The organism is Frankia sp. CcI49 (genome assembly GCF_001983215.1).
Classification (GTDB): domain Bacteria; phylum Actinomycetota; class Actinomycetes; order Frankiales; family Frankiaceae; genus Parafrankia; species Parafrankia irregularis.
The window spans coordinates 92,529-108,844 of sequence record NZ_MOWP01000005.1 but is presented as its reverse complement, the minus strand read 5'-3'; the positions used below and the strand labels follow the sequence as shown (position 1 = coordinate 108,844).

At 71.2% G+C, this 16,316-nt stretch carries 12 protein-coding genes; 5 read left to right on the top strand and 7 right to left on the bottom strand.

Annotated elements, in window-relative coordinates:
* Positions 1–108: 108 nt before the first annotated feature.
* A complete protein-coding gene (locus CcI49_RS03815) occupies positions 109–2,109 on the top strand; it encodes an anthranilate synthase family protein (RefSeq protein ID WP_076824330.1) in 2,001 nt (666 codons plus the stop codon).
* On the opposite strand, the gene CcI49_RS03810 is transcribed toward CcI49_RS03815, so the two are convergent.
* Positions 2,106–4,031, bottom strand: a complete 1,926-nt coding sequence (locus CcI49_RS03810) for a hypothetical protein (protein WP_198955444.1) — start codon at positions 4,029–4,031, stop codon at positions 2,106–2,108. The two genes, CcI49_RS03815 and CcI49_RS03810, sit on opposite strands and share 4 nt — an antisense overlap.
* A 229-nt stretch (positions 4,032–4,260) precedes the next feature.
* On the bottom strand, positions 4,261–5,115 hold the full coding sequence (locus CcI49_RS03805; RefSeq protein WP_083473337.1) for an ABC transporter permease subunit: 855 nt from the start codon (positions 5,113–5,115) through the stop codon (positions 4,261–4,263).
* A 265-nt stretch (positions 5,116–5,380) separates the two neighbouring features.
* Here CcI49_RS03805 and CcI49_RS03800 point away from each other — a divergent pair, with 265 nt between their 5' ends.
* The 4 genes from CcI49_RS03800 (at position 5,381) to CcI49_RS03785 (ending at position 9,892) form a co-directional block, all read left to right on the top strand.
* Positions 5,381–6,544: a hypothetical protein gene (locus CcI49_RS03800; RefSeq protein ID WP_076824325.1), complete on the top strand. Its 1,164-nt coding sequence runs from the start codon at positions 5,381–5,383 to the stop codon at positions 6,542–6,544.
* A 145-nt stretch (positions 6,545–6,689) separates the two neighbouring features.
* Positions 6,690–7,514: an SAM-dependent methyltransferase gene (locus tag CcI49_RS03795; RefSeq protein WP_054567384.1), complete on the top strand. Its 825-nt coding sequence runs from the start codon at positions 6,690–6,692 to the stop codon at positions 7,512–7,514.
* Between the two features lie 108 nt (positions 7,515–7,622).
* Positions 7,623–8,294: a TetR/AcrR family transcriptional regulator gene (locus CcI49_RS03790; protein ID WP_076824324.1), complete on the top strand. Its 672-nt coding sequence runs from the start codon at positions 7,623–7,625 to the stop codon at positions 8,292–8,294.
* A gap of 218 nt (positions 8,295–8,512) precedes the next feature.
* Positions 8,513–9,892 (top strand): LmeA family phospholipid-binding protein, encoded by a 1,380-nt coding sequence (locus CcI49_RS03785; RefSeq protein WP_347280099.1) that lies wholly within the window; start codon positions 8,513–8,515, stop codon positions 9,890–9,892.
* A 67-nt stretch (positions 9,893–9,959) separates the two neighbouring features.
* On the opposite strand, the gene CcI49_RS03780 is transcribed toward CcI49_RS03785, so the two are convergent.
* The 5 genes from CcI49_RS03780 to CcI49_RS03760 form a co-directional block, all read right to left on the bottom strand.
* Positions 9,960–10,502 (bottom strand): DUF664 domain-containing protein, encoded by a 543-nt coding sequence (locus CcI49_RS03780; RefSeq protein ID WP_076824320.1) that lies wholly within the window; start codon positions 10,500–10,502, stop codon positions 9,960–9,962.
* Between the two features lie 138 nt (positions 10,503–10,640).
* Entirely contained in the window at positions 10,641–12,272 is a 1,632-nt protein-coding gene (locus CcI49_RS03775) for a GMC oxidoreductase (protein WP_076824436.1), read from the bottom strand.
* A 608-nt stretch (positions 12,273–12,880) separates the two neighbouring features.
* Complete coding sequence (locus CcI49_RS03770; RefSeq protein ID WP_076824318.1) at positions 12,881–13,372, bottom strand: carbonic anhydrase; 492 nt, start codon at positions 13,370–13,372, stop codon at positions 12,881–12,883.
* 293 nt (positions 13,373–13,665) lie between these two features.
* Complete coding sequence (locus tag CcI49_RS03765; RefSeq protein WP_076824316.1) at positions 13,666–14,235, bottom strand: heme-binding beta-barrel domain-containing protein; 570 nt, start codon at positions 14,233–14,235, stop codon at positions 13,666–13,668.
* Between the two features lie 155 nt (positions 14,236–14,390).
* Positions 14,391–15,425: an alpha/beta hydrolase gene (locus tag CcI49_RS03760; protein WP_076824314.1), complete on the bottom strand. Its 1,035-nt coding sequence runs from the start codon at positions 15,423–15,425 to the stop codon at positions 14,391–14,393.
* Positions 15,426–16,316 lie beyond the last annotated feature (891 nt).

Below are 16,316 nucleotides of genomic sequence, written 5' to 3'. Positions count from 1 at the left end.
TCGCGCGTAGCTCCCTTCACGCGGCCGCCGCTCCGGCGGCCGCCGTCGTCTCCTCATCGCGGGCGGGCTGCCCGGTCGCGGCGGCCCCCGGCCACCGAGGACACGACGATGCCCCTGCTCCACGATCTGCTCGCGGCACTCGCCACCGGCCGCGATCCCGGCCCGTTCGCGTTGATCCGCCGCGAGGGTGCCGACCACCTCGACGTGCTCACCGGAACGGTCGAGACCGTCACCCACCTCGCCGACATCGACCTGCCACCGGGCCCGGCCGGGCCGCAGATACTGGCCCTGGTCCCCTACCGGCAGCTCGCCGAACGGGGCTTCACCTGCGTCGACGACGGCACCCCGCTGGAATGCCTGCGCATCGGCGGCTCCGAACAGGTCGCCCTGCCGGTCGCCCTGCACGCCCTGAGCGGCCTGCCCGAGCGGGACGTCGTCTGCGCGGGCGGCGGCTTCGACATCGACGACGACGAGTACGCGCGCACGGTCGCCGCGGTGCTGCGCGACGAGATCGGCCAGGGCGAGGGCTCGAACTTCGTCATCCACCGCACCTACACCGCCTCCATCGCCGGCCCGCCGCTGGCCGCGGCGCTCGCGGTGCTGCACCGGCTGCTCGTCGGCGAACGGGGCACCTACTGGACGTTCGTCGTCCACACCGGAACCCGGGTGCTGGTCGGGGCCACCCCCGAACGCCACGTCAGCGTGTCGGACGGACTCGTCATGATGAACCCGATCTCCGGAACCCACCGGCTGCCCGCCACCGGCCCCGACCGGGACGCGCTGCTGAGCTTCCTGGCCGATCGCAAGGAGATCGACGAGCTGCACATGGTCCTCGACGAGGAGCTGAAGATGATGGCCCGGGTCGCCGAGGCGGGCGGTCAGGTGCTGGGGCCGTATCTGAAGGAGATGGCGAACCTCGTCCACACCGAGTACCTGCTGGTCGGCCGGGGCCACCTCGACGTGCGCGACGTCCTGCGGGAGACGATGTTCGCGCCGACGGTCACCGGCAGTCCGCTGGAGAACGCGGCCCGGGTGATCGCCCGGCACGAGCGGCGCGGCCGCAGGTACTACGCGGGCGTGCTGGCCCTGTTCGGCCGGGACGACGCCGGCTGCCAGACCCTCGACGCGCCGATCCTGATCCGCACCGCGGAGATCTCACCCACCGGTGAACTGCGGGTGCCGGTCGGCGCCACCCTGGTCCGTCACTCCACTCCCGCCGGCGAGACCGCGGAGACCCACACCAAGGCAGCCGGAATACTCGCGGCCCTCGGCGTACGCCCCCAGCCCCAGCTCCAGCCCCGGCCACGGCGCTCGGGGCCGCCCGGTTCCGCGGTGCCGCCGTCGCCGGCGGCGTTGTCGCCCGCGGCACGGTCGTTCGCGGCGCCGTCGCTCGCGGACGATCCGCTGATCGTGACCGCGCTCGCGGCCCGCACCGAGCGGCTGGCCCGCTTCTGGCTGCGTGACCGCGGCACCGGCGCGCGCACCCGGTCCGCGCTCGACGGCCGATCGGCGCTGATCGCCGACGGCGAGGACGCGTTCAGCGGCATGCTCGCGCACCAGCTGCGTGGCCTCGGCCTGGCGGTGACGGTGCGCGGCTGGGACGAGGTCGGGGACACCGAGGGCTTCGACCTGCTGGTCGCGGGCCCCGGCCCCGGTGATCCGACCGTGCGCGACAACCGGCGCATGACGACGCTGCGTTCCCTCGTCACCGCGGCGCTGGACCGCCGCCAGCCACTGCTCGCCGTCTGCCTGGGACACCAGATCCTCGCCGACGTGCTCGGGCTGCGCCTGCGCCGGTGGGAGCAGACCTGCCAGGGGCTGACCCGCGAGATCGACGTCTTCGGGCAGCGACGCCGGGTCGGCTTCTACTCGACGTTCACCGCCGTCGCCGCGCACAGCCAGCTGGCCACCCCGTACGGCACCGTCGACCTCGACCGGGACACCGAGGAGCATCCCGCCGGCCCCGGCGCCGCGGTCCACGCGCTGCGCGGGCCGGGGTTCGCCGGCCTGCAGTTCCATCCCGAGTCGGTGCTCAGCGAGGACGGCTTCGAGCTGCTGGGCTCCGTACTCGACGGGCTGCTGCCGGCGCGGGCCCAGGTGCGGCGCTAGGCGGCATGGATGCCTTCCCTCGCACTCGTACCGGCAGCGTTCCTTGCCTGAATCCAGACCATCCTGTCGCATCCTTGGCACACACTGACACCGCCGGTCACGGTGGAGATCTCGAAGGTCGTCACGCTTGTCGTCGAAGTGGACGTCTCGATATCGGAGCCGGTCACCGTGACGATGTAGTCGACGGGCGCGCCGCCGTCCTCCGCGGGCGGCTGCCACGTGATCCGGGTCGTGTATCGATACCCCCCGCCTTCGATGATTTCCTCGACAACGGTGGCGCGGACGTTCCGCACCGGGCCGGGCGGCACGCAGCCGATGGCCTGGGCCGGGGCGGACGCGGCGGAGGTGCCGCCCGGGCCGGTCGCGGTCGCGGTGGCCTGGACGGTCTGACAGTCGGTCGCGGGCACGGTCAGGTCACCCGGGCCGCCGAGGGTGGTGCTTGCGCCGAGGCTCGTGGTCACCGTGAAGGTGGTGGCGGGCCCGCCGGCTCCGGCGGCCACGGTGAAGATGACGGCACCGGCCGCGGACCGCGCGGTGACGGACGGCTGGCCTGGCGCGGGCGAGATCGTCGGACCTGCCGTCCTGGTCAACGTGGGGCGCGGCGACAGCGAGGTCTCCGGCGGCCTGATGCCCGTGCCGGGTTGCGGGTTCGGATCGGGATCACGCCGGGGCGGGTCGGGGACGGTCACGGTCGGCCCGGCGGAGCGGTTCGGGCGTTGTGACGGAGGCACCTGCCGCCGGGGCGCGGACGGCACGACGACCGGGGGCGGGGGRATGCTTGCGCTGGCGTTCGTCACGGGCACCGTCGCGTCCGGGGCGTACTTGTCGACATTGCGGCGGCGGCCGTCCGGGTCGACCGCGACGGCGCTGGTCCCATCGGTGTTGTTCGCCCACACGGTGCCGTTGCGGACGAACAACGTCACCATGCCCGCGCCGCCGGCGAGCTGGATCGGAGCTTCGAATCGTCCCGCTGACCGGTCGTAGACGAGAACGCGGCCGGTGCCGTTGTCCGGCACGTACAACCGGCCGGCCTCGATGACCGGGGCGCCGAGGTCCGGCGACGGTCGCTGCCCGGCCAGCTGCACCTGCTGCGTCGACCCGCGGCCGTCGTGCGCGTCCAGATCGACGAGCAGCACGGTGCCGGTGCCCTCCACCAGGACCGGAACGACACGTCCCTCGATCGTCGGGGCCACCAGCAGACGGCGGTTGCCGCCCGCCGGTGCCGGGAGGCTGACCGCCGGGCGGGCACCGGTGGCGGTGACCGGCACCAGCGCGGGTGAGGTCGCGTCGATGACCACAGGCCGCCCGCCGGCGATGGTCAGGCCCAACGTGGAACGCGGCGCGGCGACCGGCACCGTGGCCAGCCGCTGGCCATCCCTGATCGCAACGGCCTCGCCGCGTTCGGCGACCACCACCCAGAGCACACCGTCCGCGTCGATGCCGGCCCCGGTGACGCGCGCTCCGACGGAGATCTGCTCGCCGATGATGTCGAGGGTTCGTGGGTCGATCCGGGTCACCAGGCCACTGTCGGTCTCGATCACGAAGGCGAGGTCGTCGCGGGCCACCACCCGCACCGCACCGGTGGAGCCGTCGGCCCCCGCCGACCCGAAGCGCCGGGAGGCGAGGTCCATCGTCGCCGGGTCGATGCGGCTGACGACTCCGGTCCGCAGATCGGTGACCAGGACCGACACGCCGTCCTGCGCCAGCTCGACGGGATGCCCGCGGGCCGCCGCGAGCTCGACGTTGAAGTCGGGGGCGCCGGAGGGGCCGTTCACGTGGGTGACCCAGCCTTTTGCCGCGCTCCACAGCCAGGCGCCGCTGTCGGTGACGCGGACGACCGCCGCGCCGGGGCTGGTACCCAGCACACCGAGGAGGGTCAGCACGGCGAGCAGTGCGGCAAGCGTGACCGTACCGGCGCGCACAGTGCTTCCCCGCCACACAGTGCTTCCCCGCCACACAGTGTTTCCCTGCCGCACAGTGTTTCCCCGCAGACCCCGCACCGCAGACCCCCCGCGCCGGCCGGGCGCCGCTTCCGTCCACGCGTCCAGCGCCGCTCCGCATCAGGCTAGCGACATCACGCCCACACCGGATGATCTCTCGCCGCCTCCGGCAAGGTCGTCGTATCGCGTTGCTGACAGTCGGAGGCCTGGGTCAGCGCGCGGACTCGTGCCAGGAGCCGACGGCGAGGCGGGCGGCCAGGCCGAAGATCCAGAACACCACCAGGCCGAGGAACGCGGCGGCGATGATCGCGGCGAACAGCCGGCCAGAGGAGAGGTCGCGGGTGTAGTTGTCGATGAGCGCGCCGATGCCGACGTCGCCCCGGCGGAAGAAGAAGTCCCCGACGATCGCGCCGATCACGGCCAGGCCGGCCGAGATGCGCAGGCCCGCGAAGATCGCGGGCAGCGCGCTGGGCAGCTCCAGATGGATCAGCCGGCGCCACCGGCCGACCCGGCGCAGGGTGAACAGGTCGTGGTGGCCGGCGTCGACCGACTGGATGCCCAGCAGAGTGTTCGTGATCATCGGAAACATGGCGATGACGACGCAGACGACCGTGCGTGACCAGAAGCCGTAGCCGAGCCAGAATCCGATCAGGGGCACGATCGCCAGCACGGGGATGGTCTGCAGCAGGATCGCCCAGGGGTAGAACGAGTTCTCGATCCAGCGTGCCTGGGCCATCAGGATCGCCGCGCCGACACCGATCGCCGCGGCGATCGCGAGGCCGGCGAGGGCGACCTGGGCGGTGCCGCCCAGCGCGGTGAGGATCTCGCCCGCGGCCCGGCGGTCGAGAAAGCCCTCCGCGACGATCTCGTGGGGCGGCGGGAGCAGGAAACGGCGCCGCGGGGTCAGAAAGCAGTAGGAGACCACGTACCAGATGGCCAGCACCACGCCGAGGACGGCGAGCGGCGGCAGGACCGTCCGCGCGGTTCTCGCCGCGAGCCCGAGCAGGCGTGGGGTACCGGTCGGGGGCGTGGCCGCGGGCGGTAGGGGGAGGTGGCCGTCTGGCACGCCGGAACCCTATCTCGGCGGTCGGTCGGTATCCGCCATTTCGGTCCGCTTCGGATGGTTGCGGTGAGTCTCCGTCGGCTTCGGTACGCAATGCGATGGAGACACCTGGTTGCTGGAGGTCTGGTGGGGCGTGGGAGGCTGGCCCGGAAGTGGAGGTCACGGAATGCGGGCGGGGCGCTCACGCTGGCGGTTCGCCGGTCCCCGGGCCGGGCCTGACCGTGCCTCCCTTCTGCCCGTCCTTCCTGAACCGAGGAGAGCAGAGCACGTGACGAGACTTCGTTCGGTGGCGGCCTGGGTCTGCTCCGTGGGCCTGGCCGTGGGCCTGGCCGCGTGTGGGGACTCCGCGTCCGAGACCGAACCGTCCGCATCCGCCGGTGCCGGGACCGCCGCGTCGGCGAGCTACAACACGCCGCTGAAGGGGATCTGCCCCGACACCGTGGTCGTCCAGACCAGCTGGTGGCCGGAGGTCGACTACGGGGCGACCTACCAGCTGCTCGGGGCCAACCCGAAGATCGACGAGGGCAGGTTCCGGGTGTCCGGGCCGCTCGGCGCGACCGGGGTCAACCTCGAGATCCGTTCCGGTGGGCCGGCGGTGTCCTTCGACTCGACCTCCGCGCTGTTCGAGAAGGACGACGACATCCTGCTGGGCTACCTCGACCTGGACGAGGTGATCCGCAACTCCGCCGAGCACCCGTCCGTCGGGGTGCTGGSGCCGTACGCCAAGACGCCGCTGATGTTCTTCTGGGGCGACCAGTCGTCGGACTTCCGCACGCTCGCCGACATCGGCAGGTCCGGCCGGACGGTGCTGGTCGGGGACGAGGCGTATCTCAACGCGCTCGTCGGGGAAGGGCTGTTCCAGCGCTCCCAGATCGACAACTCCTACGACGGTGACCTGCGGCGGTTCGTCGCCGAGGACGGCAAGCTCGTCCAGGTCGGCTTCGTCACCGACGAGCCGTACCGGCTGGAGCACGACGTCGCCGAGTGGGCGAAGCCGGTGAAATATCTGATGGTCGGCGACGAGTATCCCGCCTATGCCAACGTGCTGGGCATCCGCAAGGACAAGCTGGCGGAGAACCGGGAGTGCCTGTCCAAGCTCGTGCCCCTGTTCCAGCGGGCGATGGTCGACTACCTGGCCGACCCGAAGCCGGCGAACGACCTGATGATCGAGGTCACGTCCCGGCTGGACACCGCCGGGTACGAGCTGTCCAGCGGTCTGCTCTCGGATGGCAACACCAAGCAGCGTGAGCTCGGGCTCGTCAGGAACGGTGCGGACGGCGTGTACGGCACCTTCGACACCGCGCGGGTCCAGCAGCTGATCACGAGGCTGACCCCCGGACTCACCGAGGCCGGGACCCCGCCGGCGGCCGGGCTGAAGCCGGCCGACGTCGTCACCGACGAGTTCATCGACACCGGCATCTCGCTCAACTAGCCGGCCCGCCACAGCCGGCTCACGTAACCCAGGCCGGCTCACGTAACCAGGCCGGCATGGAGCCGGAAGCCACCATGGTCCGGGCCGGGCGGTGCCGTCAGGAACCGCCCGGCCCGGCCTGGTCCGGAACGGGAGCCCACACCGCATGACCGACTATCCGCCCCCGACCTTCGACACCAGCCGCCCGCATTCGGCCCGGGTGTGGAACTACTACCTGGGGGGCAAGGACAACTTTCCCGTCGACCGGGAGCACGGCGATCGGACCATCGCCGTCTTCCCCCAGATCCTGGACGTGGCGCGGGCGTCACGGGCGTTTCTGGCCCGCGCCATCACCTACCTCGCGGCCGAGCAGGGGGTGCGGCAGTTCCTGGACGTCGGCACCGGACTGCCGGTCGAGAACAACACGCACCAGGTCGCGCAGCGGATAGCGCCGCAGTCGCGGGTCGTCTACGTCGACAACGATCCGATGGTGCTCATTCACGCCCGGGCGCTGTTGGCCGGGACGCCCGAGGGCGTCACCACCTACCTGGAGTCCGATGCGCGCGACCCCGCGCGCATCCTCGCGTTCGCCCGCCAGACGCTGGACTTCTCCCAGCCGGTCGGTCTGATGCTCATGTCGATCATGGGCCTGATCGCGGACCTCGACGAGGCCTACTCCATCGTGCGCCACCTGCTCGGCGAGCTGCCGTCGGGAAGCTTCCTCGTTCTGGAGGACGGCTCCGACGACCGGACCTCGGACCCGGCACCGGTACCGGCGACCAAGAAAGACCTCAGTATGGACGACCTCAACGAGGTCACCACGGTCGGAAACGGATATCACTACCGGACCGTCGATCAGATCACCCGTTTCTTCGACGGGCTTGAGCTCATCGCGCCGGGAATCGTCTCGCCGCCATACTGGCGTAACAACCCGGAGCCGGACGGGCCGTTTGCGCCACTGGAATCCTGCGGTGTCGGCAGGAAGCCCTGAAGGTATCGCGGTGGCCTGTCCAGGCGGCGGTGTCACCTGGGCAGGCCGCACTGTCATCAGCTGTTGGGTCGCTTGACCGGGAGCGCCGGCTGATGCTTTCATCCGCCCATGCCGGTGGTCACCACGTCGARCAAGAAGCAGATCGTCCTCTCCGCCGAGCGGCTGTTCGCACTTCACGGTATTGACGGGATCTCGCTGCGGCAGATCGGCGCCGCGGCGGGCAACGGAAACAACTCCGCCGTGCAGTACCACTTCGGCTCCAAGGACCGGCTGATTCGGGCGATCTTCGAATACCGGCTGCCCCGGCTGCACGAGCGCCGGGCGGATCTCGTCGCAACCCGGGCGTCACACGACCTCCGTTCCCTGCTGGAATGCCAGGTCCGCACCCTCATGGAGCACAGCGAGGAGGTGGACAGCTACTACCTGACTTTCGTCGCAATGCTGAAGCAGTACGGTCGGCGTGACGTCTTCGACTGCATGTCACCGTCGATGCGGGCATCGACACGGGCTTTTCAGGAACAGGTGGGAGCCCACCTGCCGTTCCTTTCCGAGCACATGCGCGCACACCGGATCTCACAGGCGATGGCGCTCATCATCGACGCGACCGCCGAGCGGCAGCGCGCCCGGGCGAGCGACCGGCCGCTGCTTCCCTTCGAAGTGCATGTGATGGACCTGCTGGACGGCGTCGCCGGCTTTGTGACCGCACCGGTCTCCGCGCAGACCGTCGAAGCACTGCGGCGCACCAGCCCGGCCGGGCTGTCCTGGCCAGCCCTGCTCTGACGCGCCTGGTCCGGGGCACGCCGGTGGCAGGGGAGGTCGCCGGCCCGGTCCCGAAGGAGTCGGGATGCTGTCAACTCGTGCGGTGTCGAGGTGGCTGGATCGGGCCGGCAGCGCAGTAGGCTCAGTGCCCAGAGCAACGCGGGCGGCGGCCAGGTCTCGGGGACTGGAACAGGACGGGAGACCTTCCGGTGGATCACGGCGGTGACGGGGAGCAGCCCGTGGATCCGTCGAGCCCGGCGGCGGCGTCGGCGCCGCCATCCACCGATGCCGACACCGACCATCCGACGATGCGTCTTCCGCGTCGCGCCCAGCCGCAGGCTCCGCTGACACCAGCCGATGCCGGGAACACCGACGCCGGGCGCTCCGATGCCGGGCGCTCGGATGCCGGGCGCTCGGATGCCGGGCACTACGGCCGCGAGGCGGATTCCGCTCAACCGGGGTACCAGGTGGATCCGGCGGAGCTCGGGGTGCCGACGGTGGGGGAGATTCCGCCCACCCGCCAGGCGGCAGCCACGCCGACCTGGCGGTTGGACGAGTCCGCGGATGTCAGCGGGCCCGGGCCCGGGTATGGCGGGTGGCAGCACCCGGAGGAAAGCGTCTGGTCACGGCCGCCCGACGAGGGGGCCCCCCATCCCGGCGGACGGGCTCCGGCCGCGGTCGCGCAGGCACCGTACCCGGGTGGTGAGAGCCCTCCCGCCGGCTGGGGAGCACCGTCAGCCGGCTGGGGAGCACCGCCCGCGGAGGCCGGCGGGCCGCCTGCGGGTGCCGGGATGCCTCCGGACGGTCCCCAGGCCGTCGGTGTCCAGGGGGCACCGACGCCGAGGCGTCGCCGCCGTGGGGTGCGCGCCGTGGTGGCGCTGCTGGTGGTTCTGGTCCTGCTCATCGCGGGTGACCGCGCCGCGGTCGCGGTGGCCGAGGGCCAGATGGCCAAGCAGATCAAGGTCGCGGTGCTGGAGGGCCTGGACTGTGGCGTGCCGGCGCCCACGGTGCGTGATGTCACCATCGGCGGCTTCCCGTTCCTCACCCAGATCCTGTCCGGCACGTTCAAGGACATCGGCGTGACCATCGAGGGGATCCCCACGCCGGGGCCGCGGATCTCCTGGGTGCAGGCCAGGCTCAACGGCATCCACGTGCCGCTCGGGGACATGATCTCGGGGAACGTCGGCGAGGTCCCCGTCGACGACATCCGGGCGACGGTGCGGCTGGACTACGCCGACCTGAACACCTACCTGGCCGGGCTGCCCGGTGAGATCCAGGTCAACCCGGTCGACGGCGGTCGGCGGATCGAGATCTCCGGGCGTGTCGACATCCCGCTGCTCGGGGCTCAGGAGGTCGGTGGGGTGACGACCTTCGAGGTCCGCAACAACGTCCTGACGCTGGTACCCAGCGAGGTCGCGCTGCGCGGTGCGATCAACCTCTCCATCCCGATTCCGGGTGGCTCGCTGCTGCCGGCGCTGCCGATCCCGGTGGGCCAGCTGCCGCTCGACCTGAACATCGTCGAGGCCTCCAGCGGCCCGGACGGGCTGTCCCTGACCGCGCGGGCCTACGACGTCGTGATGCCCGCGGCGGAGAAGCCCGAGCCCCGCCAGTGCCCGTAGGCGGTACCGCGGCCAACCGACGGTCCGGCCGAGGCTCGGCGGCGGGCCGGCGGCGGCCCGGCGGTGATCAGCCTGGGTGGACGAGCCCGCGGACGAACGCCGCCTGACCGGCGTGCTGCAGGTCGTCCGACACGACGCTGACCAGGCGCACCGCGAGGGTGACCGGCGGATCCCAGGAGGTGTCGACGACCCGGTCGAGGTCGGCGTCGGCGAGCCCGGCCAGGTAGCGCACGGTCTGCTCGTGGACGGCGTCGTGGTAGCCGACGAGCAGGGCGGGATCGGTGACGCGGACGGTGTCGACGTCGGCGGAGCTGTGCCCGTACCCGATCGACCGGTACCGGTTCGCCGGGCCGGCCGTCGCCGGGAGCCCGAACCGCTGCTCCCAGCCGCCCGAGAACCACACCTGGTCATACTTCGCGACGTCCGCCACATGGTCGTCCTGGACCCGGCTCAGGTGCCAGACGAGCCAGCTGATGGAGTTCGCGCGGCCACCCGGGCGGTTGTTCAGCTCGTCCACGCTCAGCCCGTCGACGACCTCGTGCACGACCTCGCGGATCCGCCCGAACGCGTCGGTGAGCAGCCCGGCGCCGGCACCGGAGACGTTGGCCATGAGGACCTCCTGGTCGCATCGGCTCCCAGGGCAACCATGCCCGGTGCCGGGCCGCGCCACCATCCCGCGCCGGCCGCCGGGCGCGGACGGCGGTGATGGGTCACGGCCCGGGGCAGCCGGGAAGGGAAGAGGAAGGCCTCAGAAGACGCGGCCGACGTCCTGAAGAATGATCTTCGCCATGCTGTGCTCGGCGAGGGCGGCGATGGTCATCGACGGGTTGCAGGCACCGGTCGAGCCCGGGATGCGTGCGCCGTCCAGCACGTAGAGACCGCGCTGGCCGAGCACCCGGCCGGTCAGGTCGACCGCCGAGCCCATCGGAACGCCGCCCAGGGCATGCCAGGTCGACTGGACCTGGGCGTTGGTGTCCATCATGATGCCGCCGCCGACCTGCGCGATCTGCTGCATCTTCGCGGCGATCAGCGCCTGCAGCGCGGCGTCGCCGGTGGACGGCCAGGTCAGGACGGCGTCGTCCTTGGCCGCGTCGTAGGCCCAGGTTCCCGCGGCGTCCACGATGCCCAGACCGACCATGGTCAGCACCTTGTTCCCGCCCGTCGGCGCGGGCGAGCCCGCATGAATGATCGTGTAGGGGATCGTCGCGTTCGGGTCGCGACCGCCGACGCAGGCCGGCCCGCCCTGGATGGTGCCCGGGTCCCCGTTCATGCCGATCCAGGCGTAGATGCGGTCGCCGTTGTTGCCCCACTGGGTGCCGATGGCGTCGGGCAGGCCCGGCACCAGGCCCTTCGCCTTCGACCTCACGAGCAGGCGGGTCGTGCCGGCGGAGCCGGCGTTGAGGAAGACCGCGTCGGCGACGATGGTCTTGCGTTCTTGGACGACTCCGCCGGTGTCGATGCGGTCGACCGACAGCACCCAGCGCTTGTTCGCGTCCAGTGCGATGTCCCGGACGACGTGCAGCGTCGCCACCCGCACCCGGCCGGTGGCCTCGGCCGCGGCGAGATAGGTGACGTCGATCGAACGCTTGCCGCCGTTGTTGACGCCGAACGCGATGTCGCTGGTGGTGTAGGTGGGCGTGTAACGGCCGTCCAGCTCACCGCGTACATAGCTCCAGTCGATGGGCAGCGGAACCGCCACCGGATCCAGCCCCGCCTGCGGCGCGACATCGCGGAAGAGGCGGGACGACTTGTAGGGGTCGGTGTTCAGGATGTCATTGGGAATGGTCGAGATTCCCAACATGCGGGCAACCAGCGGATATGCCCACAGATTGAGCTCGTCATACAGGCCGGCCGCCACTGGCATGGATTTCGCGAAATACTGTTTCGTGGGCTGCAGGGTCATCCCGTGGTACATCAGCGAGCCGCCGCCGTAGGCGGCGCCGCAGTTGATCGTCATCCCGTTGCCGGCCACGCTCTCGATGACACCGACATACGGGTCCCAGGTCTTCACGACGCCACCGATGGTGGCGTGGTCGGTCAGCCAGGACGACCGGTTATCAATATTCGAGAAGCGACAGAACGTGGTGGCGTTCGGGCCGGTGGGCCACCGGATCCCACGCTCCAGCACCAGGGTCGACACACCGGCCTGGGCCAGCCGCAGCGCGGTGACCCCGCCGCCGAAGCCGCTGCCGACGACCACCGCACGCTCCCGCGTGACGGTGGTGGGCACGGTCGCCGCCGTGGTCGCGGCCCGCGCCGGCGACGCGCCGGCACCGACGATGCCGCCGGCGACGGCGGCCCCGACCGCGGCCGTGCCGAATAACCTCCTTCGGCTGAGACCGCCGGTGGCCAGCGGGGTGTCGACTGTCTGCTCGGCCATGTTGGGCTCCGTTTCCACGGGAAGTCCGGCGCTCGGTCGAGCGCCTCTCCAAAACGGGCACGCGTGCCACCGGGCATCGTGGCGGCGTGACGAGAAAATCCGCGGCGAAGGGTCGTGGCGCGGGACGCCGGGAAATGAATCGGCACGGAGGGAAAGCGCGCCGAGGGGGCGGGAGGTGGTGGCGGGAAATCCAGGACCGACGCCTGGGATCGACGGCTCGGGATGCCGGTGGACGCGGTGGCCGTTTCGGCTTCGGCTTCGGTGCGTCACCAAGCTTCGTGAGAATCCGGCGATCTGTCAACAGATGTGCGGCTTTTCGTGGGGTTTGTGCGCTCGGTAAAGGTGTCGCTTTGTGCGGCTGGTAAAGGCGGCGCTATTGTCGCTGTCCGCATGAATTCCCAGCGCAGGAAGCCGGCGGCGGGCCGGAAGCGGTACCGCGGCGGCGGGCGCGGCCTGGCGCGGCTGACCGCGCGGCGTGGAGATACGCGGGGTTCGGATGCGTCGCGCCGGGCTCCCGTACCAGTGCCGGGCGCCGGATGTGCCGCGCCGGGCGCCCGGCGTACTGCCGTCAGGATGCCTCGCTGCGGTCAGGGTGTCTCGAGGCGAGGTCAGCTGACCTCGGTGAGGGTGCCCTTCTCGACCGAGTAGACGAAACCGCGGACCGCGTCGGTGTGCGGGATGAACGGGCTGGACCGGATCCGGGCGATCGACTGGCGGACGTCCTGGTCGAGGTCGGTGAAGGCCTCGGCCGCCCACGGCGGGCGGATGCCGGTGTCGGCGGCGACCTGGGCCTTGAAGCCGTCGTCGGTGAAGGTCAGCATCCCGCAGTCGGTGTGGTGGATAAGGATGATCTCGCGGGTTCCGAGCAGGCGCTGGCTGATCGCCAGCGAGCGGATCTCGTCGTCGGTCACCGCGCCGCCGGCGTTGCGGATGACATGGGCCTGACCCTCGCTCAGCCCGAGCAGGCCGTAGACGTTCAGCCGGGCGTCCATGCAGGCCACGACGGCGACACCGAGGGCCGGGGGCAGTGGCAGGTCGCCCTTGTCGAAGTCGCGGGCGTAGACGGCGGCGTTGGCCAGCAGGTCATCTGTTGCGCTCATGAGCGGTATCCCCTGACGACATAATCCACGAATACCCGACCGGTTAGGTCGGAAACGCACTCAGCCTACGTCGTCAGTGCCGGGAGCAGGCTGTGGCGTCGCGAGGGTCCGTCGTGGATCAGCGGGATACCGGCCGGGACGCTCCCGGCCGATGGGTGTGGGCGAGGGACGTCGCGCGGGGCACCTGGGAGACGGGGCCGTGGTGAGCGCGGGGAACCGTCGTGAGTTCCCGGCCACGCTCAGAAGGCACGGCCCCGGTCGGCCCGGGTGCCGCCGTTGTCAGATACCCAGGCCTATGCGGACAGCTTCCGCAGCACGTTGCGGTCGGTGTGGGCGACCGGGTCGGCGACCCGCGCGTGGTCGATCGTCGTGGTCTCCTCGTACTCCAGGCACCCGTCCGGACGGACCGTGACGGTCACCTCGTAGGCGGTGGTGTTCGCCGCGCGGGCCAGGTAGGGGTTGGAGAGGATCCCGTAGGTGGTGGACCCGAGGTCGGAACGCAGCGTGAAGCTGGTCGCGTCGGGCGCCACGGTGCCGGCGGCGATGAGTGCCTGGCCTCGGGGCACCATGAAGCAGCGCATGACGTGGCCGAGCACGGAGTCCCACAGCCAGTAGCCGATCTCGGTGTGGAACGCCTTGTCCTTGYCGAGTGGCCACGCGATCATGTGGTAGTCCAGCCCGTAGAGCTGCTGGGCGCCGTTGTTCACCGGGCCGAACGGCTTGAACGTCATCTTCTCCCGGAACGGCGTTGTGATCATTTTGCCTTCGGCGTTGCCGAAGGCGACGTCCACGCCCTGGTCGCCCTCCCATTCGCCGGCCAGAGCCGCCAACGGACCGAACTCCGGACCAATCTTCTCCGCCACCGCCGAGCCCTCCTTGGACCGGAACCGCCCGCAACCTGAACGAAGCGGATATTTCGCTATTTCGCCCGAAGATACGTGGCGAATCGGCGGAATCACTCTCTGTGGGTCACAAGCAGCAGTGCTCAGCGACTTTGGTCATGCGGCCGGGTCATGGGTCACCGCCGGTGTGCGACACCCGCCGACCGCTGGTTCGGCCCCAGCCCGAGATCCGGTCCCGGCCCCACTCCCAGCTGCGCCAGCGTCGCCCGGCCCAGGGACGTGGCCGGGTCTCCCAGGCCGAGTGGCAGGTCGAAGTGGTGACGCGCCGCGGCCACCAGCGAGGTCACGTGCGCGCCCGCCTGGCGCAGTGCGGCCTCATACCATTCGTGCTGGGCGGCGAAGGCCACGGTCTCGCGGTCCCCACTGGCGAGCACGAGCGGGGGAAGCCCCGCCCCGGGCTGGTGTGCCCGGTGCGCACGGTTCGCGGCCCGGAACACGTGGCGCAGCGGGCTGTTGCGGGCGGCCTCGGCCGCGGTGAGGCCGAACGCCTCCCCGAGGTAGGAGTGCCGCAGTGTCTCCAGCTCGTAGACGCCACTGACCAGGCAGACCCCCCGGATGACGTCGCGCACCCGCAACGTGATCGGCAGCCAGTCGTCCACCAGGCACATGGCCGCCAGCTGCGCCCCGGCTGAGGCGCCGGCGAGAAAGATCTGGCCGGGGTCGACGCCGAGCTCGGCCGCGTGCCGATAGAGCCACAGGACGCCCCGACGTACCTGGGCCACGATGTCGTCCAGCCGGAACTCCGGCGCCGGGCCGTAGCCGAGCGCCGCGAAGGCCGCGCCCGCGCGCACGAACTCCGCGGCGGCGAAGGATGACTCCCAGCGGCTCGGATCCCGCCAGTAGCCGCCATGAATGAAGATCAGCAGTGGGGTGCCGGGGTGAGCCGAGTACGGCGAGCGCGGGGCGTGGCCCGCGCTCGACCTGGCCGCCGACGTCGAGCCGGCCACCGCGGGAAAGAAATGGAGGGCCTCGGCGTAGGACGGGCCGTAGGAGATCTCCTCCCAGCGCAGGGTCCGCCGGGCGAGCGCCGATCGTGCCGCGTACTCGTCGAGGTGGTAGGCCAGGTCCGGCACGTACAGGCCGGGCGAATAGGCCTGGTCGAGCAGGACCCGGTCGTTCTCCCACGTGCGCTGCGTGGTCGCGCGGTTCACGGGTGGGCCACGTCGGCCGGTTCGGTCGTGCTGGTGGCACCCGTGTGCGCGGGTGGGATGAGAACGGCGCGCATACTCCACAGCTCCGGACGAAACCTGAGGGAGAGACGGGCCGGCGGGCCGGTCTGCGACGGGCCGGCGGGCCGGTCAGGGACCGCAGCGGTGTCGGCGACCGCCGTTCCTTCTCCCACGGCACCACGGTTTGGTCCGCATCTGCGAATCTATCAGGAATTTTCCACCGCATCTACGGATTCCCGCAGGTCAGCGGGTTGCGACCGGCCTTGGCGGTGGAAAGTCTGGGGTGGCGCCGGGGCTGGCGGGAGCCGTCTGCGCCGCCGCCGGCGCCTCGTGGTCGTCAGGCCGAGAGGAGCGTTCTCGGTAGGCGGAAAGCACAGAATCGGGTTGGCGTGGCCTGGCATGTCGGCATGGTCACGATGCTGCCGGGCCTGTGCGGGGCCGGCCCGGACCACGGTGGCGTACCAGGGGCATCCGCCCTGGTCCGGCCTGGATTGCGGTCGCCCGCGGCGGAGATCCTTATCGTGCGGGTGCGGGTCGGATGCGCATATGCTCCTCCTACCCGAAGGCGGCCGGCATTCGCCGGCTGCTGATCGCCGTCGTCCGGCGAAACGAAGCTGACCACGCGGAGGGTTGGAATCCGTTGCATGCCGTCCCCGCACCGGCCGTGCTGCRCCGGCCGCAACCACCAGGCGGGCAGGGGCGGCCGGGTGCCTGGCAGGGGAGTCGGCGGTGCGCTTTCGCCGGCGGCCGCGTTCCGGCGCGGTGCGGTTCCGCTCCCACCGGCCTTTCCAGCTCAGGGCGCACGGTCAGGAGCGACGCGGGTTCGCGTCGACGACGGAAAAGGCTCATTCATTCACCTGGGCAAAGCCGGTG